General features: G+C 39.1%; 16 protein-coding genes. 7 read left to right on the forward strand and 9 right to left on the reverse strand.

Going from position 1 to position 25,795, the window contains the following annotated elements:
• Window positions 1-91 precede the first annotated feature (91 nt).
• From AACZ88_RS20640 to AACZ88_RS20665, 6 genes are all read left to right on the forward strand, one after another.
• Window positions 92-3,214, forward strand: coding sequence for a PVC-type heme-binding CxxCH protein (locus AACZ88_RS20640; RefSeq protein WP_339714675.1), 3,123 nt, complete (start codon window positions 92-94; stop codon window positions 3,212-3,214).
• A 114-nt stretch (window positions 3,215-3,328) separates the two neighbouring features.
• Entirely contained in the window at window positions 3,329-4,294 is a 966-nt protein-coding gene (locus AACZ88_RS20645; protein WP_339714677.1) for a TIM barrel protein, read from the forward strand.
• A 204-nt stretch (window positions 4,295-4,498) separates the two neighbouring features.
• On the forward strand, window positions 4,499-4,807 hold the full coding sequence (locus AACZ88_RS20650) for a hypothetical protein (protein WP_339714679.1): 309 nt from the start codon (window positions 4,499-4,501) through the stop codon (window positions 4,805-4,807).
• Between the two features lie 249 nt (window positions 4,808-5,056).
• Entirely contained in the window at window positions 5,057-7,432 is a 2,376-nt protein-coding gene (locus tag AACZ88_RS20655; RefSeq protein WP_339714682.1) for a TonB-dependent receptor, read from the forward strand.
• 72 nt (window positions 7,433-7,504) lie between these two features.
• Entirely contained in the window at window positions 7,505-8,311 is an 807-nt protein-coding gene (locus AACZ88_RS20660; RefSeq protein ID WP_339714685.1) for a DUF4625 domain-containing protein, read from the forward strand.
• A 56-nt stretch (window positions 8,312-8,367) separates the two neighbouring features.
• The gene (locus AACZ88_RS20665; RefSeq protein WP_339714688.1) at window positions 8,368-8,844 is read left to right on the forward strand and encodes a DUF4625 domain-containing protein; all 477 of its coding nucleotides are present in this window, start codon (window positions 8,368-8,370) and stop codon (window positions 8,842-8,844) included.
• Window positions 8,845-8,962: 118 nt separating this feature from the next.
• On the opposite strand, the gene AACZ88_RS20670 is transcribed toward AACZ88_RS20665, so the two are convergent.
• The 9 genes from AACZ88_RS20670 to AACZ88_RS20710 form a co-directional block, all read right to left on the reverse strand.
• Entirely contained in the window at window positions 8,963-9,760 is a 798-nt protein-coding gene (locus AACZ88_RS20670; RefSeq protein ID WP_339714691.1) for a DUF1080 domain-containing protein, read from the reverse strand.
• Window positions 9,761-9,861: 101 nt separating this feature from the next.
• Complete coding sequence (locus AACZ88_RS20675) at window positions 9,862-11,622, reverse strand: RagB/SusD family nutrient uptake outer membrane protein (RefSeq protein ID WP_339714694.1); 1,761 nt, start codon at window positions 11,620-11,622, stop codon at window positions 9,862-9,864.
• 9 nt (window positions 11,623-11,631) lie between these two features.
• Window positions 11,632-15,168 (reverse strand): TonB-dependent receptor, encoded by a 3,537-nt coding sequence (locus AACZ88_RS20680; protein WP_339714697.1) that lies wholly within the window; start codon window positions 15,166-15,168, stop codon window positions 11,632-11,634.
• Window positions 15,169-15,322: 154 nt separating this feature from the next.
• Entirely contained in the window at window positions 15,323-16,492 is a 1,170-nt protein-coding gene (locus tag AACZ88_RS20685) for a FecR domain-containing protein (protein ID WP_339714700.1), read from the reverse strand.
• A 61-nt stretch (window positions 16,493-16,553) separates the two neighbouring features.
• Entirely contained in the window at window positions 16,554-17,141 is a 588-nt protein-coding gene (locus tag AACZ88_RS20690) for an RNA polymerase sigma-70 factor (RefSeq protein WP_339714882.1), read from the reverse strand.
• A 582-nt stretch (window positions 17,142-17,723) separates the two neighbouring features.
• Complete coding sequence (locus AACZ88_RS20695) at window positions 17,724-18,833, reverse strand: adenylate/guanylate cyclase domain-containing protein (protein WP_339714703.1); 1,110 nt, start codon at window positions 18,831-18,833, stop codon at window positions 17,724-17,726.
• 74 nt (window positions 18,834-18,907) lie between these two features.
• The gene (locus tag AACZ88_RS20700) at window positions 18,908-20,251 is read right to left on the reverse strand and encodes a TolC family protein (RefSeq protein WP_339714705.1); all 1,344 of its coding nucleotides are present in this window, start codon (window positions 20,249-20,251) and stop codon (window positions 18,908-18,910) included.
• Window positions 20,252-20,267: 16 nt separating this feature from the next.
• Complete coding sequence (locus tag AACZ88_RS20705; RefSeq protein ID WP_339714708.1) at window positions 20,268-23,387, reverse strand: efflux RND transporter permease subunit; 3,120 nt, start codon at window positions 23,385-23,387, stop codon at window positions 20,268-20,270.
• Window positions 23,388-23,398: 11 nt separating this feature from the next.
• Complete coding sequence (locus AACZ88_RS20710) at window positions 23,399-24,472, reverse strand: efflux RND transporter periplasmic adaptor subunit (RefSeq protein ID WP_339714711.1); 1,074 nt, start codon at window positions 24,470-24,472, stop codon at window positions 23,399-23,401.
• Between the two features lie 182 nt (window positions 24,473-24,654).
• Between AACZ88_RS20710 and AACZ88_RS20715 the strand changes: the two genes are divergently transcribed.
• A complete protein-coding gene (locus AACZ88_RS20715) occupies window positions 24,655-25,551 on the forward strand; it encodes an AraC family transcriptional regulator (protein ID WP_339714713.1) in 897 nt (298 codons plus the stop codon).
• The last annotated feature ends 244 nt before the right edge of the window (window positions 25,552-25,795 follow it).

Here is a 25,795-nt window from a genome sequence, read left to right on the forward strand (position 1 = left end):
CTCTTTCTCCCAGTGGCATGGGAGGTGCGTTCCTATAGCGACAACGAAACCATAAATGTTTCGTGGATATGCTTGATTTAAAAAGTGTTTTATGAGTTCTAGAAACACAGGGAAGACGATTTTCAAGTCTACAGTACGGCATTTCCAGAAAGGGATTGCGTTGCTATTCGTACTGGCGTTTGCTCTTTATGGCTGTCGGAAGGCTATAGATAAGGAACAGGGAAGAAGCTTGAAAGAGATAGCCGATAACGAAGAAGTTGCAGATCATTTAACTGCCTTCGAAGGGCGCGGCGCCTTGACCGATGGGTCAGAGCCAACACCTGCCGAAGAGGCTATAAAGCAATTTGAAGTATCGCCGGATTTAGAGCTCGACCTTGTTTTGAGTGAACCCTCGGTCTATCAACCGGTCGAAATCAGTTTTGACACCAAAGGTAGATTGTGGGTAGTGCAATACAATCAATACCCCTATCCTGCCGGTCTTAAAATAAAAGGGATTGACAATCATCTTCGGGTGCAGTTCGATAAAATGCCAGAAGCACCACCAAAGGGCAATAAAGGAGCCGATAAGATCACGGTTTTTGAAGACACCGACGGAAACGGTTCTTTCGATAAGTCTACCGATGTCATTACGGGATTGAACATAGCTACTAGTGTAACTTTAGGTAGAAAGAAAATTTGGGTTCTGAACCCTCCTTATCTATTGGCGTATCCAGATGTTGATGGGGATGGTATTCCTGATGGTGATCCCGAAGTACATTTAGAAGGTTTTGGCATTCAAGATACGCATGCGGCGGCCAATAGTCTTCGATGGGGGCCAGATGGTTGGTTATATGGTGCTCAAGGTAGTACGACAACTTCCAACATCAGTTCGACTACAACCAAAAATGTTTTCTTTCGAGGACAGGCCATATGGCGATATCATCCTGAAACTAAAGTGTTTGAAATATTTTCAGAAGGAGGCGGAAACACCTTTAACGTAGAATTCGATTCCAAAGGAAATCTGTTTTCAGGGCATAATGGTGTAGGAAGGGGGCCTTATTTCAAGCAAGGAGCCTATTACCGTAAAAGTTGGGGCAAACACGGTTCATTGACAAACCCGTATGCGTTCGGTTATTTAGGCGATATGGGTTTTGAAGGTGACAATGTGCGTTTTACCCATGCCATATTACGTTATGAATCGGGAGAATTACCCAGTCGTTTTGAAGGGAATTTCATTGCCCTGAATCCACTTCAGGGCGATATCGTCATGTCTAATACCATAGAAAACGGTTCAAGTTTACGTACGATCGACCAAGAGAAAATAGTAGATACGAAAGACTTGTGGTTTCGGCCGATCGATATGCAGGCAGGCCCTGACGGTAATTTATATATATCTGATTGGTATGATAGCCGTTTGTCACATGTCGACCCCAATGATACCTGGTACAAAAAAAGCGGACGAGTTTATCGTTTAAGAAAAGAAGGTGGTGAAATGGGGTATGAATCTTTTGATATCAGTCGGTATTCCAATAATGAATTGATAGCATTGTTACATCATAAAAATCGGTGGTTTAGACAAAAGGCATTACAGGTTATAGGCGAAAAAAAAGATATATCGATATTGCCTGATTTGATAGAACTCTTCCGAACCGGAAAAAATCAAGTCGCCTTGGAAGCGTTATGGGCCATACATCTCATCGGTGAATTTAATGACGAAATAGCGATAGAAGGGTTGCGTCACAAAAATCCTTTTGTACGATTGTGGAGCGTGCGTTTGTTGGGTGATAGAGAGCAATTATCCGCTAATGAAGCCAAGGCATTGGTAGCAGTGAGTTTGGCCGAAAATCATGTCGAAGTGCGAAGTCAACTTGCCGCGACTGCAAAGCGGGTGAAAGGTTCGGTAGCCCTGGAAATTATTAAGGGTCTTTTATTGCATCATGATGATTCTAAAGATCCGGACATTCCACTACAAATCTGGTGGGCTTTGGAATCAAAGGCGGAATCGAATAGTGCTGAGGTTATCGAAATGTTCCGTAACAAACAAATATGGGAAGTGCCTTTGGTAAGGCAGGTTTTGCTGAACCGATTGGTACAACGCTATATGATGTCGCCCGAAACGGAGAATTATGTAACCGCGACCGAACTTTTTAAATTGGCAGTTGATGAAGAAACCGGGTCAAGTTTGATGAAAGGCCTGGAAGAAGGCCTGAGGGGCAACAGTTATAGCGATTTGCCTGCGGAGCTTCTAAAAGCGATAGGTCCGTATAAACTTCAGGGAGAAGGCAAGTGGGCCATGGCTTTGCGACAAAAGGATGAACAGGTGAAAGGCGAAGTTTTGCGGGCAATAGCGGATAGCAAAACCGATATAGCCGAGCGACAAAGCTATATTCGAATCTTGGGGCAGGGCGATTACCCTGAATTTGTGCCGATTTTATTAAAAATAATCGGACGATCGGAAACTGAGGAATCAAAAACAATCAAGATCGCCGTGCTCAATACGCTTCAAAATTATAATGTGGATAGTATTGGACAAACGGTATTGCGGTTATATCCAAATGTACTTCGCGAAAATCCCGATGTCAGATCGACAGCACTTAATCTTTTGGTTTCAAGATCCCAATGGGCTGCCAGTTTATTGGATGAAATCGACGAAAAATTGACAATCGATAAAAGTGATGTGTTGATCGATCTTGTTCATCGAATAAAGCTGCTAGGTGATAAAAGGTTAGTGGAACGATCGGAGAAAATATGGCCTGAATCCATCCGGTCGACAGCTACTGAAAAAATGACGGAGATCAAACGTTATATTAATCTTGTCGCATCAGGAAAAGGGAATGCGGACAATGGAAAATCTGTTTACCAAAATGCCTGTAGTGCTTGTCATCGACTTTTCGAACAAGGTGGGTCGGTCGGACCGGAACTTACAGGTTACGAACGGCGTAATTATAGCAATATGATTTCGCAAATCGTCGACCCGAGCGCCGATATTCGAGAAGGGTATACCAGTTATATTTTGAAAACTAAAGACGGGAGAACGATAGTAGGTTTTCTCACTTCAAGAAGCGAAAAGAATCTGAGTGTAAAGCCATACGGAGGTGAAAGAATGCAATTTTCCATGGATCAGATTCTTAGTATGGAACCTGAAGAGCACTCGATGATGCCTGAGGGTATTCTCGATAAATTGACCAATGAAGAAGTAAAAGATTTGTTTGCCTATATCATGAAGAAAGAATAATACAATGTGTAATATCCCTTTTTTTCGAATGGCCTTAACCCGAATTGCAAAAATGTCTTTTAAACCAAGAATTTATGTACCGAATATTCTGCAAAAGAATAAAAATAACAAACTATGAAATCTTCCAGACGTAATTTTATTAAAAGAGCTTCGGCAGTGTCTGCCGGCGTGGTAGTTGCCCCCACACTTTTGGCTGGTGAAAAGAAAATGCATGCGGCCAAATCTTATCCAATTTGTGTTTTTAGTAAATGCTTACAATTTCTTGATTATCCACAACTTGGAGAAGCATTAGCGAAAATTGGCTTTAGCGCAGTAGAATTATCGGTAAGGAATAAAGGCCACGTTCTTCCCGAAAATGTAAATACAGATCTTCCAAAGGCGATAAAAACGCTAAAACAATTGGAAATTACAGTACCCATGATGGTCACCGGAATAATTAATCCGGAAGATCCACTTACCGAGAGCGTACTTGGTACGGCTTCGGAACAAGGCATAGGCCATTACAGGATGGGATATTTACGGTACGACCGAAAAAAATCCGTTATGGAGAATCTTGATTCACATAAAAAGATATTTGACAAACTTGAAAAACTAAACAGAAAATTCGGTATTCAAGGCTGTTATCAAAATCATGCAGGCGCCGGTGTAGGTGGTCCAGTTTGGGACCTTTATTGGCTTTTAAAAGATTTTGATCCCGAATATATAGGGGTTCAATACGATATACGTCATGCAATTGTTGAAGGGGCGAAATCTTGGTCGTTGGGGTTAGACCTTCTCTCTCCATGGATTAAAACTTCGGCAATTAAAGACTTTGATTGGAAAAAGGAAAATGGAAAGGCAATAATAGAAAATGTTCCATTAGGTGCTGGTATCGTAGATTTTGACGCTTACCTTGTGGAAGCTATCAAACATGAAATTATTGGACCGACGACCATTCATTACGAGTATGATTTCGGGGGCGCCGAACATGGTAGGAAAGACCCGAGCATGGGAATAGCTGAAATTTCAGATTATATGAAAACTGATTTGGTGTGGTTGAAAAATAAATTTAAAATGCATGACATCTTGAAGCATTTCTGATATGACAAGGGCTGTAACCTTTGTATTTGGTAATAAGACCTCTGGTAAGACAAAAGCAAGTCTTTCTCGAGACGGTGAGCGTTTTTATGCTATTCCTCTTTAAATATTAAAATTCTTAGTCTAAATCGAGGTTCGAGAATTTAACTTTGTCGTTAAGAGTATATTAACATGAAGTTGACATTATTTTAGTAAGTTTGCAAAAATATGCTCAAAGGTCCCTTAAAACATAGCATTTCGTATTTCTTGCTTGTCTTTTTCCTTTCTGTGAAAATGGCAGGCTTGCATGTAATGTCGCATTCCGATGATAAAGACGATGCGTTACACTGTGCTATTTGCGACCACACTACGGCACATAACTTGGTTCCGGCTATTGCGCCTGATTTACCGGATTTCACGATAAATAAGTTTGAGGATGTTTGTCTTCAGGAACCTAACACGCTTTATACCTTTGTTGGTAGTGGAACCTTAGATTCCGATCAACTATTTTCCAGGCCTCCTCCTTTTTTACTATAGGCACCCCTATACATTCTTATTATTTATGATGGTTGATGAACATAAAAAATATGTCGGCTTTTCGATATATGGTTATGGATTCATATAATTGGATAATAGAACATCAAATTTTCTACTTCATTAATGATAAAAAAAGGAAGCTCTAATCCGTAAGAACGGCAAGGTTTTTATTACTTCCTCACATGTATTTGTATAGGTTGGCATAGCCCATTTTTTGGGTAATTATTCTAATCTTATAGTTCTCTCATTATGTTTCATAAAATACTGAGTGTAGTGCTATTCTTTAGCCTAATCTCAATTGCGATAGCACAGGATTCTTTTCAGATAGAAGGATTTGTGATACATGCGGGCACCTTACAACCTGCAGAAGGTGCAAATATTGTTGGGAAAAATCATTTTGCAGTTACATCGGCAACAGGTGCTTTCACCATTAATAACGTAGTCGAGGGTACGTACAGTTTTACCATATCCCATATTGGTTGCGAATCTAGGACCATTAATGTTGACGTGGGACCAAATATGGACGAACTCAAGATTTTCTTAAGCGAGTCTACGACAGAGCTTGATGAAGTACGGGTTAAAGGGAAAACTAAGAAAAGGGAAGCCATGGAGGTCCCTGTTGTTACTCATACCGTTTCTAAAGAATTTTTAGACAACAATAGGGAAAACAGTCTTATGCAGACACTTAAGAAGATTCCTGGGGTAAGTACTATAGGCATTGGATCAGGCCAGTCTAAACCGGTTATTAGAGGATTAGGATTCAATAGAATTGCCGTTGTTCAGAACGGAATTAAACACGAAGCCCAACAATGGGGCAACGACCATGGGCTTGAAATAGATCAATATGGTATCGAGAATATACAGATTATAAAAGGTCCTGCATCTCTAGTTTATGGCTCAGACGCAATTGCCGGTGTGGTTGATATTCAACCTAACGCAATTCCTTTTCAAAACTCCTTTGCAGGGGAGGTAAACGTTTTGGGAGAAAGCAACAACGATTTGTTGGGTGTTTCGGCGGGTGTTCAGGGAAGAAAGGAAAAATGGTTTTATCGTGCACGCGTAACCTATAGGGATTATGGAGATTACAAAGTACCAACGGATCAAATCAATTACGAAAATTACATTTTCACCTTACACGATAATAATTTAAGAAACACAGCTGGAAAAGAGGCCAATGCCAGCTTTAGTGTTGGCTATGTTTCAGATAAGATAAAATCAGAAACTTTCTTGAGTAGTGTAAATGCCAAAAACGGCTACTTTGCTAATGCCCATGGTCTAGAGGCCAGAGCCTCCAGTATAGATTTTGATAGCTCCAATAGAGATATTGACCTTCCATATCAAACGGTCAATCATTTTAAAGTGATGAATAACACCACTTTAGCATTTGAAAATCATACGCTTATGTTCGATCTAGGTTATCAATCTAATTATAGGGAAGAACATACAGAACCCACACCTCATGGGTATATGCCAAAACCTTCAAACACGAAAGAGCGAGTGTTTCATAAAAACACATTTTCATTGAATGCTAAAGACTCCTTTAAACCTAGTGATAGACATGATTTGGTTGCAGGAATAAATACAGAATTTCAAGACAACAAAATAGACGGGTGGGGATTTTTAATTCCAGAATATAACCGTTTTTCTATCGGAGCATTTGCTTATGATCAATATGAAATTCGTTCAAATTTTCATCTTTTAGCTGGCATTCGTTATGATTTTGGGCGAATACAGAGTAAATCGTATTACGATTGGTTTCCGTCTACCATTGATAATGCCAACGGTTCTACTTCATATGTGTATTTACAAAGAGCTCAAGACAAAACCTTGGATTTTGGTAACGTCAGTGGTTCTGTTGGGCTTAGTTATATAAATAAAAACACCACGTATAAAATAAATGTGGGCAAGAGTTTTCGAATGCCTTTGGCCAATGAATTGGCTTCTGACGGTGTTTTTTATAGCATGTACCGTTATGAAAGAGGAAATTTAGATTTAGACCCCGAAGAATCGTATCAATTGGATATTGATATTGACCATACTACCGAGTTGTTTAGCGTTGGTGTTAGTCCTTTCCTTAATTTTTTCGAAAACTATATCTATTTAAACCCAACATCGGAATACAACGAAACACAACAGATTTACGAGTACACACAAGCCAAGGTTTTTAGGTTTGGAGGAGAACTAAGGGCAAGTACTACAGTACTTAAAAAATTAAAATTAGATGCTTCTGCCGAATACGTTTTTGCCAGACAGACCAGTGGCCCAAAGAAAGATTTTACCCTTCCTTTTTCACCCCCACTGTCAGGGTTATTCTCGGCCAATTATCAATTTAAAGATTTTCTTTTCTTTAATAAACCACAACTTATTGCCGATTATCGAATTACGGCAGCGCAAAATGAAATTGTACCTCCAGAAAAAATAACGGAAGGCTATCAGGTTGTAAACATGTCGTTTATGACAGAAATGAACATGTTTAAAAATAGTTTACCTGTTCAAATGCGCATCAAACTCAATAATGTATTCAATACCAAATACTTTGATCATACCAGTTTCTATAGGTTGATAGAGGTGCCTGAGCCTGGCAGAAATATATCAATATCGGTAACCGTACCCTTTAATAAATAATAACCCGTAATCATTAAAATTAAGAACATGAAAACAAACACTTTTAATTTAAACCCCTTTAAAAAAAAATTTATGAAAAAAAAATTTAAATCTTTAGCAATCATTGCACTTCTTGGTATTTTTTTACACTCCTGTAGTAGTGATGATGATGCTACCCCGGCTTTAAGCGCACCCGAAATTTCTGATTTTGAATATGGCGAGGGTCATCATGACGAGGACGGAGATGAAGATCATGACCATGATTCGGTAGAAGCATATGCTTATAGAGGTTCAGACATTCATTTAGAAGCGGAAATTACAGCCGAAGCTACGGTAAGTAGTATTACAGTTTCCATTCATTCAGATGAAGTAACAGCTTCAGGGGATGAAGTAGATTGGGAATTTGAACAAGTATATACGGATGCCAATTACTTAGTTATTAACCCAACTTTTCATGAACATATAGATATTCCTGCAAATATCCCAGTGGGAGAATATCATATTGAACTTTTGGTAACTGATGAATTGGGGAATAGTACTGAAGTAGAAGGTCATGTTGAAATCATAGACACCATTACCATTAGCGGTTTTGAAATGGATGAATCCGTGGATAGAGGGGAAGATTTTCATATTGAATTTATGATTGACGCAAGAAATGGAATTCACGAAGTTTTAGTTGATGTGCATGGTCATGACCTACCTGTTGGTGAAGGCGAGGAAGAGTGGGATTTTGAAGGTGATTTTTCTGAAAAATACCACGAGTTGACCGAAGGGGAGTTTCATGAGCATATAGATGTTCCGGCAACCGCACCGGTAGGTGAGTACCATATTGAATTTACCATTGTCGATGAAGATGGCAATACCAAAGAATATGAAACACATATAGATGTTACGGCATAATTAAAATAACAACGCCGTATAGCGTTTCAATGCGATACGGCTTTTAATATTGTTAAATGAAATTTAAAGCAAAATATTTTTACTTTTTGTTCATCGTGCTATTGGCTTCTTGTTCGAGTGATGATGGTATTGATAAAGATGAAGAAAAACCCACTATTAGCATTAATTATAACGAAGGGTTTCCGCATGGCTGTGAAGAACTCGTAAGAGGAGAAACCTATGAATTTAGGGCTATGGTAACAGACAATCAGGCTTTGGCATCCTATGGTATAGATATCCATCACAATTTTGATCATCACACCCACGATGATCAAGTGGGAGAGTGCGATTTAGAGCCTAAGAGGGATGCTGTAAATCCGTTAATATTCATGGAAAATTATGCCATAGAAGATGGGTTGACCAGTTATGAGATAAACATTAGGATTGTCATTCCTATTGATGCTGATACCGGTGATTACCACTGTTCGTATTCTATAACAGATGCGACAGGATGGCAAAGTAGAACTTCGGTCGACATTAAAATTGTGGAATAAGCGGTTTTGAGCGCATGTCGTGCTGAAACGCTATGATAGCCGAAATTATTTTTGAAACAAAGAAGCCGACTTTTTGAAATCGGCTTCTTTTATTTTTACAGTAGCTATTGGTTTTAAACTATAGTTTTTTGATTTTTATATTTCTGAACCAAATGGGGCTTGAATGATCCTGAAGTCCGATATAGCCTGTCTTATATTTTCCGTAGTCTTCACTATTTTTCCATTTGTCGGAATTTTTCTTTTCATACCATTCTTCCGACCATGGCTTGAATGAAAGCAACTTTTTGCCATTGAGCCAATGCTCGACCTTTTCGGGAGTGAATACGATTTTAGAGGAATTCCACTCGCCTACAGGGTGCAAAACTTTTTGTGACGCATCGGGCGGGTGCATCGCATAATCGGCCCCGGTTTGTTGCAAGGGTTTTAACTCTTCTGGATGCTCTGTATATCCTAGACTTGTATTGTAAGCGGTAAGGTCATGGATTTTTGCATAGCCCTCGTCATCGATAAGTTGGTATTCGGGCGATACTTCGGGAGGGCCATCATAGCCTTCTTTTAAATGGTAGAATATACCGCTATTGCCGCCTTCCGGGAGCTTCCACTCAAGGTATAGTTCGAAATTCTCAAACTCTTCCGCACCATAAATAATATCTATTCCGCCTTTGTAATCTTGTTCCAGTCCCAATTCGGTGTCAAAGGTCAATACGCCATCTTTGACCACCCACCCTGGGGGAAGGGCATCTCCATTATAGGCGCGCCATCCGGTGGTCGTCTTGCCATCGAAAAGATAGATCCAGTCATCCGTCTTTGAAATCTCCTCATTTAGGGGTTCGGCGGCTTTACTATCTTTTTTTGTTTCGGTTTTACAGCTGGCCAAGACCAGTGCAAATAACAATAAGACAATTGTCTTTTTCATGATTTTCGATTTTACTGATTATTGGATTTTTTGATGTACTCCGATACTTCAAATTTACAACAGACTTTTACATCTGTTGTAAATTTTTAGTTCATCCAAATTTAAGGAAGTGTTGGGTCAAAAGTGCCTCCCCAGTTGATATTCTGTTCCAATTCAGGATTTCTATCTAAAACATCTTTTTGAATAGGAAAGAAATAATAGGTTTCGGGAAGGGTGCTTTCTTGCACTCCCGATCGTGGAACCTGTAGTACGGAATATTTGAAATTCGACGGTTCTAGTTCGTACCGGTCAGCTATCTCTCGAGCTTTTCCTATTGGCATTTCACTTTCATCTGCCTCGATTGCAATGGCTTCTACCCCTTCTTTTGTGGTTCCGTCAAGGCGGTCTAGCAACCGGAGTCTTCTCAGGTCCCAGAAGCGGTGTCCTTCAAAGCAAAACTCGATGTTTTTTTCTGCTAGTATGGCCTCTCTTACTTCTTCTTTACTGCTTGCGGTAATTCCGTAATTTCCGTCAATGCCTGGCTCAATGCCGGCTCTTTCCCTAATCTCTCTGAGTATACGCAATGCTGTTGCCGAATCGCCTGTTTCATTGGCCGTTTCAGCATAGTTGAACATTACTTCTGCAAAACGCATCACGACATAATCTAAATCGTACTGTTGCACTTCGGCTTGGGTTAAGTTCAGTAGACTGTTCTTTAAAATGAAGAAGCCGGTATATCGGTCTAAATTGGTAGAATTTGTATTGGCATTGGGGTTGATTCCGAAATCATCCAATTCGTGTGCAATCCCCAAGGCAGTGTACTGCCTTTTACCAGCTTTACCGGAAACCTCATATATCTTTCCATTCCAAACGACTGATTTATCAAATCTCGGATCCCGGTTTTCCCAATAATTCTGTAAAAACTCATCATCAGACATGCTATAGGCACTAAGAGGGTCGTTATAGAGCCTTCCATCTTTCATAGGAAATTGCTTTACAAACTCCCAAGTGGGGCAAGCACTTGCGGGGCCTCTACTTTCAGAACCGGGGCGAACACCACTGTCCCATGCACTAGTTTTGTTGGGGTATGTGTTGATGACCGAGAAAACAACTTCTTTATTTCGTTCTTCCAATGCGATATTTGAATAATCATCGACGAGACCGTAGCCTTGACCAAGCAAAGATTCGTAAGCCGTTTTATTAACAGCATTGGCCTCTTCCCAATAGGCGTTGTCCCAAGGCTGGGTAGGATTGAATTGTGGGGAAGCCTTATAAAGAAGTACTTTTGCCTTAAAGGCCAGCGCAAAATTCCCATCTATTTTTCCATAGTCACTTGAAGCCGGTACAATATGATCAGGAAGAAGTTCCATAGCATTATCAAGGTCTTCTTGAATAAAATCGAAACATTCCTTAGTTGAATTTCTAGGCACATAAAGCTCGTCTTCGTACCTGTCTTGAGGTATGGTGATATAAGGTACCCCGCCATGGTACATGACCATGTTGAAATAAGTATAAGCACGCATAAAAAGTGCCTGACCGGTGATATTGTCTTTAACCGGCTGTGGTAATGTTCCGTTCTCAACATCAAAAATAGCCTGGTTTATAAGACGAATTCTTGAATAATCCCAGCTTTTAAAATTTCCATTCGAGATGGTTATTCTATCAGCATACCATTCAATACCTGCCAATTGTTGGCTCAATCTGTCGGCCCCGGTATTCCAATTGCCGAACATGGGGTATAAGTTGACCATGTAGGCATTGGCGAGGTTTTCGTCATTCCAAACAGCTTCTGGGCTGTAATTGTTAATATCTTCTATGTCGAGAACATCTGAGCAGCTCGCCAAAAAAATAAAAAGTCCAAATATGTATATTAGTTTTTTCATTTCGATCGATTAAAATTTAAAGTTCATTCCAAGGGAATATGATTTCATGACGGGGTAAGAATCGTAATTTTTCTGTTCCGGATCATGAAACTCGGTAATATCTGAAATAGCGAACAAATTTGTTCCATTCAGAAAGATTTGTACACTTGATACCCCTATGTTTTCAAGCACGGCTTTTGGTAGACTATAGCCTAGATTTAGGTTTTTCAGTCTTACGTAGGCTCCATTATGTATCCAAAAGGAGGTCGCTCCCGTTCCTGATTCATACCAATTTCGTCCTATAACCCGTGGGTATTCAGCATCCGGATTTTCGGGAGTCCATACATCGCTTGCCCAGATGGGATAGTAGGGGCGAACTGTTCCTCCATGTTGGCGCATTCCTGCTCCTTCTTGATTGCTTATGATACGATCGTAGTTGCTTACCCCTTGGAAATGGGCGTCTAGTGTGAAATTTCCCCAACCGAAGTTAAAACCAAGACCATAGTTGATTCTCGGTGCGGCATTTTCAGAAAGGAGCTGAAAGTCATTTCCATCAATTTTACCGTCAGGGCCCGGAGAATAGCCGTCTCCTCTGATATCTTCAAAATAAAGACCACCTAAATAAGGTGTTCTGCCATACTGGGTAAACCCTTGTGCTATTAAGTCATCTAACTGTTCTTGGGTACGTATAATACCCAACGATTTTAGACCGAAAATTCGGTTTATGGGCTGTCCGATTTTTGACTCCGATTCCCTAAGACCACCTTCTTCAAAAATGGGGTCTTGGTCTATTTTATCCCACTGATCTTTTGCATAACCTATATTTCCGTACACAGAATATTTAAACTTTCCATCTTCTGAGAAATCACGCCACATTACCGATAGTTCACCACCGCGCCAAGATCTTTCGGCATAATTTTCCGGAGCTAATGATTGACCATAATTGTCAGGAAGTGTGACCAATCTCGAACCGAGAATATCAACTTCCTTTTTATTGAAAACATCGATAGAACCTACCAGTTTTCTGTCTAAGGTTTCAAAATCGATACCTGCATTGTAGGTGGTAGAAGTTGCCCAAGTCAGATTTGGGTTAGGGGTTGCGCCAGGACCGATACCCCGGTAAAGATCATTACCAAAAATATAGCTGCCATTATTTTGATAAGTGTTGATGAAAGAAAATGGAGATATACTATTGTTGTTTACATCTAAGTCATTACCAGTGGTTCCGTAGGAAACCCTTAGTTTAAGTTCGTTCAGCCAATCGGTATTAGACATAAAAGACTCTTCTGAAATTCTCCAAGCACCCGAAAAAGAAGGGAAGAAGCCCCATCTGCCCTCTTTGGGAAATAAAGTATTGCCATCGTACCTGAAGGAAAATTCGGCAATATATCGTTCTTTAAAATCGTAGTTGGCGCGCCCTATTATCGATTGTCTGGCCCCTACTTCTTCGTATCCGTTGCCATATCTTCGTTCAGCATCGGTGGAATACACAAAGTCTTGGTCATAATTGGTCACTGGGTCTTCGGCTTTGGCATAAGCGCCATAAAGACCATTTTCAGCCTGTTCGAATACGACCATGGCATTTACTCCGTGATCGCCAAAGGTGTTCTTGTAGTTTATGAACCAATCTGCCTGATATTCCCAAGAGGTATTTATATTATAACTTAAAAACTCTTGGTTTTGGCTAAAGGTAAAGGTGTTCGTTTTGTTTGGGTCGGGTGCTCCAGGAATAAATCTGTTTCCATCAGGATCGGCTTGGTTAAAAACATAGTTTTTCTGAAAGGTCAAAAAATGCTTGCGCATATAATCTTCCGCCAAATAGCTGCCGACAAATTTAGTAGATAGTCCGGGTATAATGTTGCCCAAGTCAATATCTAAAGAGATTATAGAACTAAGTTGCCTCTTTCTGGTCTTAATATATCTATCGCCGACTATTTGATCGATAACGCTCCACGCTAGCCAACTGCCCATAGGGGTCTGCACGGGATAATCTGTAATTTGACTGCTTGGTGTGCCATTGGCATCTGTATAAAACGGATAGGTTTTTGGCCAGTTGAAAGTGACCCGGTAAAGATCCGAGACATCATAATCATCATCAGGGGAAAATGGCCAGTAGAACCGATCGTGGTTTTGTTGGCTTGCCCCGATATTTACATCTAAGGTGATACTTTTTGAAAGTTTGGCCGAGACGTTAGATCTAAGGTTGAACTTGTTGTAGTCGAGTCCTTTGAACGACCCCTCTTCGCTGCGATAGCTGGCAAGGGTGTAGTAGGTTACTGCTTTGCCACCTCCGGCAACGCTCATTGAATAATCTAAACTTGATGGGTTTCGCCAAATAAAATCATTCACATTATAACTCTTGTTCGCGAAATAGTCGAATTCTACGGGACCGTTCGGTGGAGTGGTGCCATTAAATTCGGCAACACGGTTCTGGTAAATCAGTTCATCAGTGGCGGTGGTTAAATCGGAAAGAAGGGTCTGCGTAGGAAGCGAGGACGTATAAGAAGTCTGAAAATTAAAAACAGGCTTTTGTTCGATTCCCTTTTTTGTCGTGACCAGTACAACACCATTGCCTGCCCTAGAACCGTAAATAGACGCGGTAGCTGCATCTTTTAAGAAACTCAATTGGTCTACTTCGTTGGCATTCAGTGCATCAAATGCCTCTTTACTTCTTACGATACCATCAATTACATAGAGGGGTTCTCCAAAGCTTCCCCGTATTCTAATGCTCGATGAAGCACCCGATAAACCAGAAGTGTTCGTTATGTTTACTCCAGGAGCACGACCAGCAAGGGTATTTGATAAATTATTAGTGGGTATTTCGTTGAGTTCTTCTGTTTTTATCGAAGTTATCGCCCCTGTTAGGTTCACCCTTTTTTGAGTACCATAACCGACAACGACCACTTCGTCTAACCCTGAAGCGCTTTCCTTCATGATAACGTCGATTTGGGTTTGCCCATTTACCGCTACATCTTGAGTTGCAAAACCGATATAATAAAATTCGAGGGTAACGTTTTCATCGCTCAAGTCAAGGGTGAAGTTGCCATCAAAGTCACTCTGAGTGCCGTTCGTGGTGCCCTTTTCTACAATACTGGTGCCCGGTAGGGGAACGCCCTTCTCGTCTACGACTGTTCCGTTGACTTGAAACTGCTGCTGTTGTTCGACAGCATCTTCTTCTATATTTATATTATAGGACTGCAGTAGTGATTTTTGACGAAGTACTATTTGTTTTCCATCTATCTTAAAGCCGATATTGGTTTCAGATAGTAGGTCTTCCAATACGGTTAGCAACGGTTTTTTAGCAACGCTGATGGTTACTATTTTTTTATAGTTTACTTCATTATCCTTATAAATGAATTTATAATCAGTTAGTGTTTCGATTTGATTCAAGACCTTTTCGAGACTAACGTTTTCGAAGTTTAAGGTGATCTTTGTATTTTGACCAAAGGAGGAATTCGCGTGAATCTGGAACAGGGAAAATACCAAAAGGATTATGCTAAGTTTCATTTTTAAATCGTAGCGTAGCTGAATAGGAATAGATTTCCTATTAATAATTCGTTTTTTCATTACTTTTAGAGTTCTTTATGTGGTTAGGTAATTTGCCTACACCGCGAATCGGGGAATGTTCCAGCATTTTCCGATTTTTTTATTTGCAATCAGCAGTAATAAGGTGTAGGGATAAAAATTTCAGGGGTTTTTCAATTCATATGCATTGCTGTTTTTAATGGTTAATAGTTACTGTATCATTATGTATGGTATAATCGATGCCGTAATTATCTTTGAAGGTTTTTAGCACACGCTCGAGTGGTTGATTATCAAAACTGGCCGTGAACAATTCTTCATTCAATTCGCCGTTGCCGTTTATTATCGAAACATCGTAATGCCTTTCAAGTTTCTTTATGATGTTTTTAAAAGGAACGTGCCTAAAAATAATACCACCGGTCATCCATGCGGTGTATATAGCAGTTTCGGCACTTTCGACCGAGATGCCTTTATTTTTTTTATTCAACGAAGCCAAGTGACCGGGAGTTAAGAAAGTAGTTTTTGCCGAGTCATAAGATTCCTCTTGATAAAGGCCTACCGAACCTTCGACCAAAACTGTATTTGTTGCATTGTCTTCCGGATAGGCAGAAACATTGAACTTCGTTCCAAAAACCCGGATGTTGAGCTCGTTTGTATTTACAATGAATGGCTGTTCGGTATTTTTTGCCACATCGAAAAAGGCCTCGCCGGTTAGATATACTTCACGATTTTTGCCTTTAATGAATTTTACGGGGTATTTAAGTGAAGTGCCTGAATTTAAAACAACATGACTACTGTCTGAGAGAATGATGTCGAAACGTTTGCCATAGGGAACGGTAAGGGTGTTATACGTTAATTTATCTGGGATAATGCGGTTGTTGTACTGAAGGCTATTCCCTTGTTGGGTTCCTATCTCGTTTCCTTCCGAATCGACCACTTGTGAGCTGCCATCTTCTTTGATAACTTGTATGTTCCCATTTTCGAGTTTTAGGGTAATGGCATCTTCGTTTTGGGGACGCTTTTTAACCGGTACAATGGCAGTTGCATCGTCATAGAAAGGGGCATCATAAAACAGGTACGAAATTCCAATGATTATGATTATTGTAGCTGCGTATTTTAGCGGTGCGGTCCACAATGTCGTTTTGTTACTTTGCGATTTTTGACCGATATTTTTTTTATACCGTAAATAGCCATCTTCAACGTTCGTAGTTTTGGCCGTATCATCAAAAGTTGCCGCAATATATGTTGCCTTTAAGCGGTTGAATTCTTTGCTGTTCTTTGGAGAGGTATTGATCCAGGTTTCGACTTCTTTTATCTCTGTTGGGGAAGCCGAATGGTCGAGGTATTTTAAAATTTTATTACGCTCCATAGCATGGGTTATGCTATATAGACGATTCAAAAGGCGACTATACCTAAAAGAAATAAAAAAATTACAGAAATAAAGTTAAGAATTCTTTCAAATGAAGCCTCATGTGCTTCAGGGCGTTCGATATGTGATTGTCTACAGTTCTTTTAGAAACGTCTAAGACTTTGGCTATCTCAGAATGATTCATTCCCTCGACCCGACTTTTGATAAAGACATTTTTGCATTTTTCGGGTAGCGCCTCAATGGCTATGTTAATTCTTTTCTCCAATTCTTTTTCTAAAATGGATGACGCCGTTTCGTCCATCATAAACTGATATTGAATCGCCTTTTTTTCCTGATAATATTTTTTTGAGAATGAATTTTTCACCTTTTCGTGCTTGAGCCGATCAAAGCAAGCATTTTTGGTCATGGTGTAGAGGTAGTTGTTAAGATTAACTATTTTGTTAAAATTTTCTCTACGTTCCCAAACTTTTAAGAAGACATTCTGAACTACTTCTTCGGCATCTTCGATTGTACCGAGGTACCCTTTTGCAATATGTAAAAGCTTGTCATAATATACTCTAAACAGGGTCTCATAGGCAATTTTATCACCTTTTTTCAATAGATGAATTAAGGAATCAAGATTCTTATTTTGTCTATGGGATTTCAGTATACTGGAGTATTGGAATGACTAAAGTATAAATAAATTGTTAATTTTAATTCATCGCCACTTAAAACAATTGTATTCGACTACATAAATTACTGGTCTTTTGATCAGCAGGTGGGGTCTTTGGGATATTCTTCGTCTTTTTGCAATTTTATACTGTGACCCAGTATATTCAAAGACCCAATACCAAGTATTATTAATGACCGAGGTTTCCCTTCTTACAGAGATGGCCGGTGAATACAACAGTCATTCTTTTGACCTTATTACGGACAGATAGTGGCGTAGATAACAAGCATTAAGCGAAGAAAGTTTTTTAGCTATAGCGCAGTTGTTACGAGAAGGGTAAAAGTGCTGTTTGAGAACGGACTGGAACTTGAAGCTGCCAAAAGTAACAAAACGGCATAGAAAAGGTTGGCTCTTTGAAGTCGATTTAAAGATTAAATATGGTTTTCCCAGCCCGTATCTCTTTCTGCTTTATTTTTTTCATAGTTAATCATTACAGCTAATTATGATTCAAAATGTTTTAGAGAGAATGGCGTTTGTCGATTCTTCTGCTGTTGACCCATACCCGTTCAACTAACCTGATCACTATGTCGAAATTTTCTGAATGTCATAACTGGAAGCTATTGGAGGTGTAAAATAGCCATATGACGGAAGCCGATATACTTTTTCGTGTGTTTGTCTTCCGGTTAGCATGAAATCTCCAATGTAATCAAGATTATTCGAATTGTTTTCAAGTAGCCTATAAAAATCAGAGGAGAAGAGAATACCTTCTTTAATTTCTTTACATAATTGGCATAATCTCGCACCTGTATTTAAAACGGTACCATGAAAAGCAATATCCCGTTTATAATCGCCAACCTCCGCTATGGCCACTGTGCCAAAACTAACCCCGACCTTAAATTTAGGCGCTACTCCAAATTCTTTTTGGAATTCTGGTGCTGCTTTTAATAAATTATCCCTAAAATCTACATATAATTCTATGCATTTTCGTGCAGCTTTGGTATCGGAATTACGCCATGTCAATACCGCTTCATCACCAACATATTGGTATACCTCAGCATCATAATTATCAATATGATGGGTTAGTTTTGTAAAGCATTTTTGAATGAGCCTACTGTACTTTAAATGCCCTATTTCTTCAGCAATTGTAGTAGACTGGTTGAGGTCTAGAAACATGAAAATTCGTTTATCTTCCTTTGGTCTAAAGTAGGTTCCCTTTATAATATCAAACAAGTTTGTTGAACCGAACTTTCTGGAAACTTGCGCATAAAGACTAAAATGAAAACTAACTATGAAAAAATATACAACATAAAAGATATTGAGAGATGCTCCTAAATAGGCATAATGGGCATTAACGTTACTGTTAGGGCTTAGCGGTATCAATTCGGTTATGACATAAGTTCCGGCAAAATGGATGACATAAATAACCGCAAATTGCAAAATGGTTTTTACGATAACCACTATTGCAAATGGATAATCGCGTAGCATCATTCGCGTAAAAAAGACCTCACTAATACTTATAGTAATACAATATACGATGATAATAGGCAATACTATGGTAAGGGTGTATTGAAAATACGGAAGCCAATCTCCCCTTTCAAACACCTTTATATTTTGTACAATATCAAACGCCAAGATGGCAATGAACCACATTAAGGCCAATGTCAATATTCTAATGATCTGTTTTTTCTTCATACGACACGGCGAGACCTAACCAATGTGGTGTTTTAATAAATATTGGATTATAAAAATGTTTCTATAGAATGCTTTTATTCTTTTAAACTATCTAAACTTGGTGCCGTTAACTGGTCTGTTCTATACAAGTATGTAATTTCTTTGTTCTCGAAATTTGTATAGGCATTTATAAGATTAGACTGTGCATTTTGCGCCATTGCCTGCGCATCTAGCAAATCTGTAAGTCCGCTTAACCCGTTATCATAATTATCGCGGTTCACCTTTAAGTTTTCTTCTGCCAGTTGCTTGTTTTCTAATGCATAGGTTATCTGCTCATGTGCATTAACCAAATCATACCAGCTTTGGGTAATAGCTACTTTTAATTGGTCAATACCGTCTTCTCTATTGTTTTTGGTAATCTCTTCCTGTATTTTCTCTTGCTTTACTCTTTGCTTGCCGCTACCCCACCAATTGGAGATAGGAATACTTAAGCTACCAAAAGCAAACCCCGTAAATTGACTATCTATAGCACTATCAATGGCACCAAATTCTTGTGCGCTTACACCAACGGCAAAAGAGGGTAATAAATCTGCCTTCGCCATTTTGGTTTGTAAGCTACTTGCAGTAATCGATTTTTCAAGAAGCCGGTAATTGCTGTTGCCGCTTAGGTCTAAATCTGGGGACTCATACTTTAATTCTGGTGGAGTTATATTTTCGAAATCGGCATTGGCCACCATATCAGGTGTGTAGGCAACACCTACATACAGCGCAAAATCTAACAATGCCAATTTCCGCATATGCTCTACTCGGCTTTTGTTCAGAAGCAATTCGCTGCGGTTTACCTTTACCTGCAACAATTGATTTTTAGCAATTAAACCTGCCTCCAATAAATCTTGTTGTTGTTTTAAAAGTTCGTCTAAATAAGTTTCATTGGTCTCAATTACTTTTTGCTGCTCTTGCAATTGTACGAGCTGCCAAAACTTATTTTCTGTTACTAGTAAAACGGAATCTACTGCCTGTTCTGCCCTAATTTGAGAAGTTTCTAATTGAATATCTGCCAATGCGTTTGAATTTCTGATGCTTCCGCCTGCATAAATCACTTCTGTAGCCGTGGCACTGGCACTATATAAATTATCTATTCCGTTGGGTAGAAAACCTTCAATAGGTCCGATAAGATCGTTCGGGGCATAAAGTCCTAATGCGCTTGCCTCAACATTAGGAAAATAGTTGGCTGCCATTTCGCGCTTAAACGCTTCTGACTTCTCAATGGTCAATAAGCCGTTTTTTATCGCATTGCTATGTTTAAGGGCAGCCTTTTGACTTTCCTCCAAAGTTATTTGCTGAGCAAAAGTGTTATGAATCCCGAAAAGTAGCCATCCTATTAGGGAAAGCAACTGGACTTTTTTTATAACTGTATTGTGTGTTTTTATATACATCATTACTACTATTCTACTATTAAACTTCAGCCTTAATGATCTCGTCATTAATGGTCTCATCATCTTCTTTTCTAAAGAACAACCAATACAACACTGGCAGTACAAAAAGGGTAAGTACCATAGAAAACATGAGTCCGAATGCAATTACGGTACCTAAAGGCCCCCAAAGACTAGAGCGACTAACGATCATCGGTATTACCCCGACCGCTGCCGCAGAAGATGTCAAGAAAATAGGTCGCATACGTCTTTCCGCTGCAAGAATAGCCGCTTTCTTTACACTGTAATTATGTTCGTGTCTAAGCTCATCTGCATAATCGATTAAGATGATGCCGTTTCTTACTACTATTCCGCAAAGCGCCAATAGGCCAAGGAAAGAAGTGAATCCGAAAGGATACTGCATTAATAACAGACCGACAGCCGCACCGAAAATACTTAACGGCATGGTAATGAAACTTAAAATAGCATGCATAAAGCTCTTAAAGTGCCACAATAGAATCAAGAAAATTAAAACAACACTTAGCATCAGGGAAAGCCCCATAGGTTTGTTGTTTTCAATTTGAAGTTCGTATTCGCCTCCATATTCTATTCGTAAATCTTCTGGAAACTCAATAGCATCGATATTAGGAATCATTTCTGCCAGCACCTCGTTGGCAACGGCATCTTTGGTAATATCTACACGAACCGTTAAACAGCGCATACCATTTCTGTTCACGATGGTTTCTTGATTCCATTCTGAAGATATATCCGCTACTTGACGTAACGGAACGGCAGCTCCCCTCTGTGGAGAAATAATTGACAATTGCTCTAGATTCGTTACATTTTGATGGTGCTGATTTTCACTTTTGATCTTCACATCAATGGGGTAATCCTTGTCCCAAACTTCGGTGGCTTTTAAACCCGTAGTATTTATCGCAACGGCGTTGGCAATGTCTCTATTGCTTAAGCCCAGTCTAGCGGCTTCATTATATTTAACGTCGATTTGTACCGCCTCTTTCATATCACCGTAGTCGGTTCTGCTCCAGATAGTTTTTGGCGTTGCCCGCGCTATATTGATGATAGTATCGCTATATTTTTTCAACTGATCAATATCCTCGCCATACATACGCACCTCTATTGGTGCATTTACCCCGGCCATATCTAACTGTTTCATCCGTAAATATGCCTGCGGATACATGTCTGCATATTTTTCATCATAGTCGTTCAAGACTTCAACGGTGGCATCATCAGAGATGGTAGTTACTAGAATCTGCGCATAATTTTTTGCGGGAAGATTGGGTGCATAAAGCGTATGAAAACGGGGAGAACTCTGCCCAATAAAACTGATGTAATCGGCAACGCGTTCATCTGCACTTAAGATCTCTTCAAAACTGTTAACGACCTTTGCCGTTTCTTCCAAACTATTTCCCGGAGCTAAACTAATTTCTATTGAAAACTGGTTGCGCTCGACCTTTGGAAACAACTGCTGACTAATGCCGCCAAAAAGCAGGACTCCGATAACTATGGCCGCAATACCAGAAAAGACAGTAATTTTATAATGTGCCATGGCTTTATTTACTGCGGAGTCAAAGAACGTCTGTAAGCGATCAAGCATCGATTTTTTACCACCCTTGTTTTTATTTTCCGGGTCATCATGAAGTCCCTTTTTAATGAAAATGGAATTGATCATCGGAACGATTAAAATCGATATCAATAATGATAAAGTCAATGCTATGATGATAACATATGGGAAGGCACTAATGAAATCTGATGCTACACCATCCATAAAGAACAACAACGGATAGAACGTAGCCGAAATAGCCAATGTTGCCGTAAATACAGATGGGAATAATTCTTTTGCACTGCTTACCGCAGCTTCGGGAATCGACATGCCTTCATCTAATTTCTCCACATAATTATCAATAATTACGATAGGATCATCTACAACGATACCCAATACTACGATTAATGCCGCCAAGGTTACCGTATTCAATTCAATGCCTGTAAAGTACATGATGCACAAAGTAGCCGCAATGGTAATCGGTATTGTAGCCGCTGCTACTGATGCCACTCTAACCGGAAGTAACAATAAGGTTACCAAGATTACACCGATCAATGCAAAGCCGAATTCTTTCATAAAGTGACTGATTGAATGGTCTACCACTTCAGGCTGATTGGCAATTTTGGTAATCTTAATATCCTCTGGCATTTCGCTGATGATCTTGTCAAGTCGTTCATCGATCTCATCACCAAACTGAACAATATTTCCTTTTTTAGCCATTTCTAAGGTAATGATCATACCCTTGGTACCGTTCATGGTCAAATATGAATCTGCATTATCATATTCGCGTACCACACGGGCAACATCACGAACCCTAATAACATTACCGTTCTCTTCGGTTTTAATTACCTGTCGTGCAATATCCGATTCGTTTTTAATGGTAGTCTCAAGATATATGGGTCTTTCTTTAGTATCACTTTCCAATGTTCCGGAACCTAATACAGCACCCTGGTTTTGCAGGCTTGAGGTAATCGTTTGTGGCGTTATACCATAACTCGCCAATTTATCTTGATTGACGTATACTGCTATTTGCTCCGTTAGTCCGCCAGAATGCGAAATTTTTGCCAAATTATCAATCTGTCTAAACTCATCTTCTATATTTTCTACATGCTGCTGAAGGTCTTTGTAAGGCCTTGTCTTCGACTCTACGCCTAGTACCAAAGCAGCGGTACTACCAAAATCACTGTTCACCATAACACCTTGTACCTCACGAGGTAATTCTAACTGCTGAAAAATTAAAATTTCAGCTTTTAGCTTATTCCAGAATTGCTCTGTGGCGTTATGGTCAATCTTATCCGATACTTCGGCATAGATGTACATGAGTCCATCTTTTGAATACGAATACGTTTTTGTTTTGTCAATTTCGTTATAGCCGAATAAGAACTCTTCGACCTTAGAGGTCAGTTCTTCTGCAACCTTATCGGAAGAAGCTCCCGGATAAGACCCAATAATCAATCCTTGACGTATGGTAAAGTCAGGAAATTCGTTTCTGGGCATATTTAAAAGTCCATAAATTCCCATCAGTACAAAAGACATTACGAGTACAAAAGGAAATGTAGCATGTTTAAATGCCCAATCTATGGCTCCGCTTTTTTTCTTCATCTTCAACTGTCTTATTTGGAGTCATTAATGATTTCAACTTGGGTACTCTGTGTAAGCTTGTGGTAACCTGAAACAATGAGTTGGTCACCTTTGTTCAACCCTTTTTTAATAACTATGCCCTCATCATATAGTTTACCGGTTTCTACATAGCGCCTATCTGCACTATTACCGTTAACAACATACACAAAGCGTCTATCATCTTCAGTAACCGCAATGCTTTCTGAAGGAATTATAATGGTTTGTTTTTCGTTAGTATTACCGTCATTTGTATTTTTAAAGCTTACGGTACAGGTCATACCTGGCTTTATTTTGTTATCGGAATTGTTCAATTTTACGAAAGCGGTATATACAGGAGAGCCAAGGTCGGATTGTATAGAGATCTCATCAACTGTACCGGAAATATCCATATTGTCTAATGCAGGAATTACGACCGATGCAGTGTCTCCTTTAGCTATGTTATTGATTTCATTATCGGGAATAGGAAGTGCCGCTTTTACCGTCTTAATATTTACCAATTCAATTACTGGCTGCCCAGGTTGCGCCAAATCACCCGCTTCCATCATTTTTTCGCTTACATAGCCGTCCATAGGTGCATATAATTTAGCATGGCGTACATTCTGATAGGTCATTTTTACCGCTGCTTGCGCTTGTTCATATTGCGAACGTGCCTCTAACATTCGAATTTCTGCAATACTCCCTTTCTGGAAAACACTATTTATACGCTCATAATTTTCTTTTGCCAATCGCTCTTGAGCTCGTTGTTGATCATACTGACTTGTATAGATTGTTGGGTCTATTTGTGCAATAAGTTGATTTTTCTTTACGAAATCACCAATACGCACAGGAACACTTAAAACCGTACCAGACACTTGAAAACTTGAATTTATCGCTACGTTAGATTTTATTGTACCATTGTATTCTATATGGGCTTTTGTAGAAGTTGGATCAACACCGACATTCACAACGTTTACCTTGATTACTTTGTTGGTTGCCTTCTTTTCTTCAGCACCACAACTAACAGCAATAAGAAGCATTAAAGCACTTGAAACATATTTTAGTCCAAACCACAGGTGTTTATCTCTCATGTTAAATTTCGATTTAAGTGTCATTTTGGGATTTTCAATTTTAAGTGTGCAAAATTAAGTGAGAGCGCGCGCTGTAAAATGGTAATAATAAACCCATTTATGGTATTATTAGAACATAATGAGATAGAATTATGGTTTTTTTGTTGTAAAATGGTAGATTTCGATAGATTTATACCATAATTATGGAAGATATACCACAAATGGGTTTGCCGGAACTTCATAAAGAAACCGGAATAAAGGAAAATAAGAATCACCCTGGTTTTTTAATTTTTAAAGCAGAAAATGTTTCCGATTACATGATAAGTGGGAATCCGTTTAGAAATGTAATGTATGGACTCAATTTTTTTATAGAAGGCGACGGTGAAATAAATATAGATTTTAACTCATATAAACCATGTAAAAACTCAGTCCATTTCTGCTGTCCCGGGCAAGTGGTTACGGCAAAAGGTAGTTTTACAAATGGCATTGGAGTCATCTTTCAAAAAGATTTTTTGTTAAAACCAGGTGCACAACAATGGGTACAGTCATTACCTATTTTTAGCAGGTTTTTAAGTAGTCCAGTGGTTGAACTGCAAGAAGAGGATAAACCACTATTTCATGCTTTATTACGTGAAATGGAGAAAGAGTACTATAGCGATGCTATTTTAAAGTACGATGCCTTAGAGGCATTATTAACGCTGATGTTGGTAAAGCTTTCTAGATTTTACGAAAAATCTAATGAAGAAAAAATTAGTGTAGACGCACAGCATATTCAAAACTTGGAAGCACTGATCAATAAACAGTATAAAAATAATAGAAGTGTTGTTGAGTATGCAGCACAGCTATATATGACACCACAAAACCTAAACCGTATTACAAAAAAGGCAATTGGTAAAAGTGTTAGTGAGCTTATTAACGAAAGGCTTATCATTGAAATAAAGCGATATCTGGTATATACTGATATGAGTAGTGAAGAAATAGCTCATTTCTTCAATTTTTATGATAATTCCTATTTTATCAAAACCTTTAAAAAAGCCGTTGGCCAAACCCCTAAGGCATTCAGAAAGGCGCAAAAACATTTGCTTCGATTGGCTTTATAATATCATTATTTAGATGTACTTTATGACAAGATCGGGAGCCCGTTAAGGTTCATATTTACCTAACTATTTTGGGTTTCGTGGCAAAATGAATGAAGTTGTACCCATGTAGTATAGATTTGAATTTTTGGCTATTCCATTTTATGTCCGCCTGCTATTTCAATCGCGATTTTTTGTTTCTTAGTAAAAATACGATAAGTAGGCTAACGTAATCGCTATTGTCCAATAGCGTTCCATGTTTTTTACA

The organism is uncultured Kriegella sp. (genome assembly GCF_963975415.1).
Taxonomy (GTDB): domain Bacteria; phylum Bacteroidota; class Bacteroidia; order Flavobacteriales; family Flavobacteriaceae; genus Kriegella.

What these genes read in the sequence shown, in the direction of transcription:
- AACZ88_RS20685 (WP_339714700.1), bottom strand. Translation starts at nt 16,492, where the DNA reads ATGGAGCGTAATAAAATTTTAAAATACCTCGACCATTCGGCTTCCCCA.
- AACZ88_RS20665 (WP_339714688.1), top strand. Translation starts at nt 8,368, where the DNA reads ATGAAATTTAAAGCAAAATATTTTTACTTTTTGTTCATCGTGCTATTG.
- AACZ88_RS20700 (WP_339714705.1), bottom strand. Translation starts at nt 20,251, where the DNA reads ATGATGTATATAAAAACACACAATACAGTTATAAAAAAAGTCCAGTTG.
- AACZ88_RS20660 (WP_339714685.1), top strand. Translation starts at nt 7,505, where the DNA reads ATGAAAAAAAAATTTAAATCTTTAGCAATCATTGCACTTCTTGGTATT.
- AACZ88_RS20680 (WP_339714697.1), bottom strand. Translation starts at nt 15,168, where the DNA reads ATGAAAAAACGAATTATTAATAGGAAATCTATTCCTATTCAGCTACGC.
- AACZ88_RS20645 (WP_339714677.1), top strand. Translation starts at nt 3,329, where the DNA reads ATGAAATCTTCCAGACGTAATTTTATTAAAAGAGCTTCGGCAGTGTCT.
- AACZ88_RS20705 (WP_339714708.1), bottom strand. Translation starts at nt 23,387, where the DNA reads ATGAAGAAAAAAAGCGGAGCCATAGATTGGGCATTTAAACATGCTACA.
- AACZ88_RS20655 (WP_339714682.1), top strand. Translation starts at nt 5,057, where the DNA reads ATGTTTCATAAAATACTGAGTGTAGTGCTATTCTTTAGCCTAATCTCA.
- AACZ88_RS20670 (WP_339714691.1), bottom strand. Translation starts at nt 9,760, where the DNA reads ATGAAAAAGACAATTGTCTTATTGTTATTTGCACTGGTCTTGGCCAGC.
- AACZ88_RS20675 (WP_339714694.1), bottom strand. Translation starts at nt 11,622, where the DNA reads ATGAAAAAACTAATATACATATTTGGACTTTTTATTTTTTTGGCGAGC.
- AACZ88_RS20715 (WP_339714713.1), top strand. Translation starts at nt 24,655, where the DNA reads ATGGAAGATATACCACAAATGGGTTTGCCGGAACTTCATAAAGAAACC.
- AACZ88_RS20710 (WP_339714711.1), bottom strand. Translation starts at nt 24,472, where the DNA reads ATGAGAGATAAACACCTGTGGTTTGGACTAAAATATGTTTCAAGTGCT.
- AACZ88_RS20695 (WP_339714703.1), bottom strand. Translation starts at nt 18,833, where the DNA reads ATGAAGAAAAAACAGATCATTAGAATATTGACATTGGCCTTAATGTGG.
- AACZ88_RS20650 (WP_339714679.1), top strand. Translation starts at nt 4,499, where the DNA reads ATGCTCAAAGGTCCCTTAAAACATAGCATTTCGTATTTCTTGCTTGTC.
- AACZ88_RS20640 (WP_339714675.1), top strand. Translation starts at nt 92, where the DNA reads ATGAGTTCTAGAAACACAGGGAAGACGATTTTCAAGTCTACAGTACGG.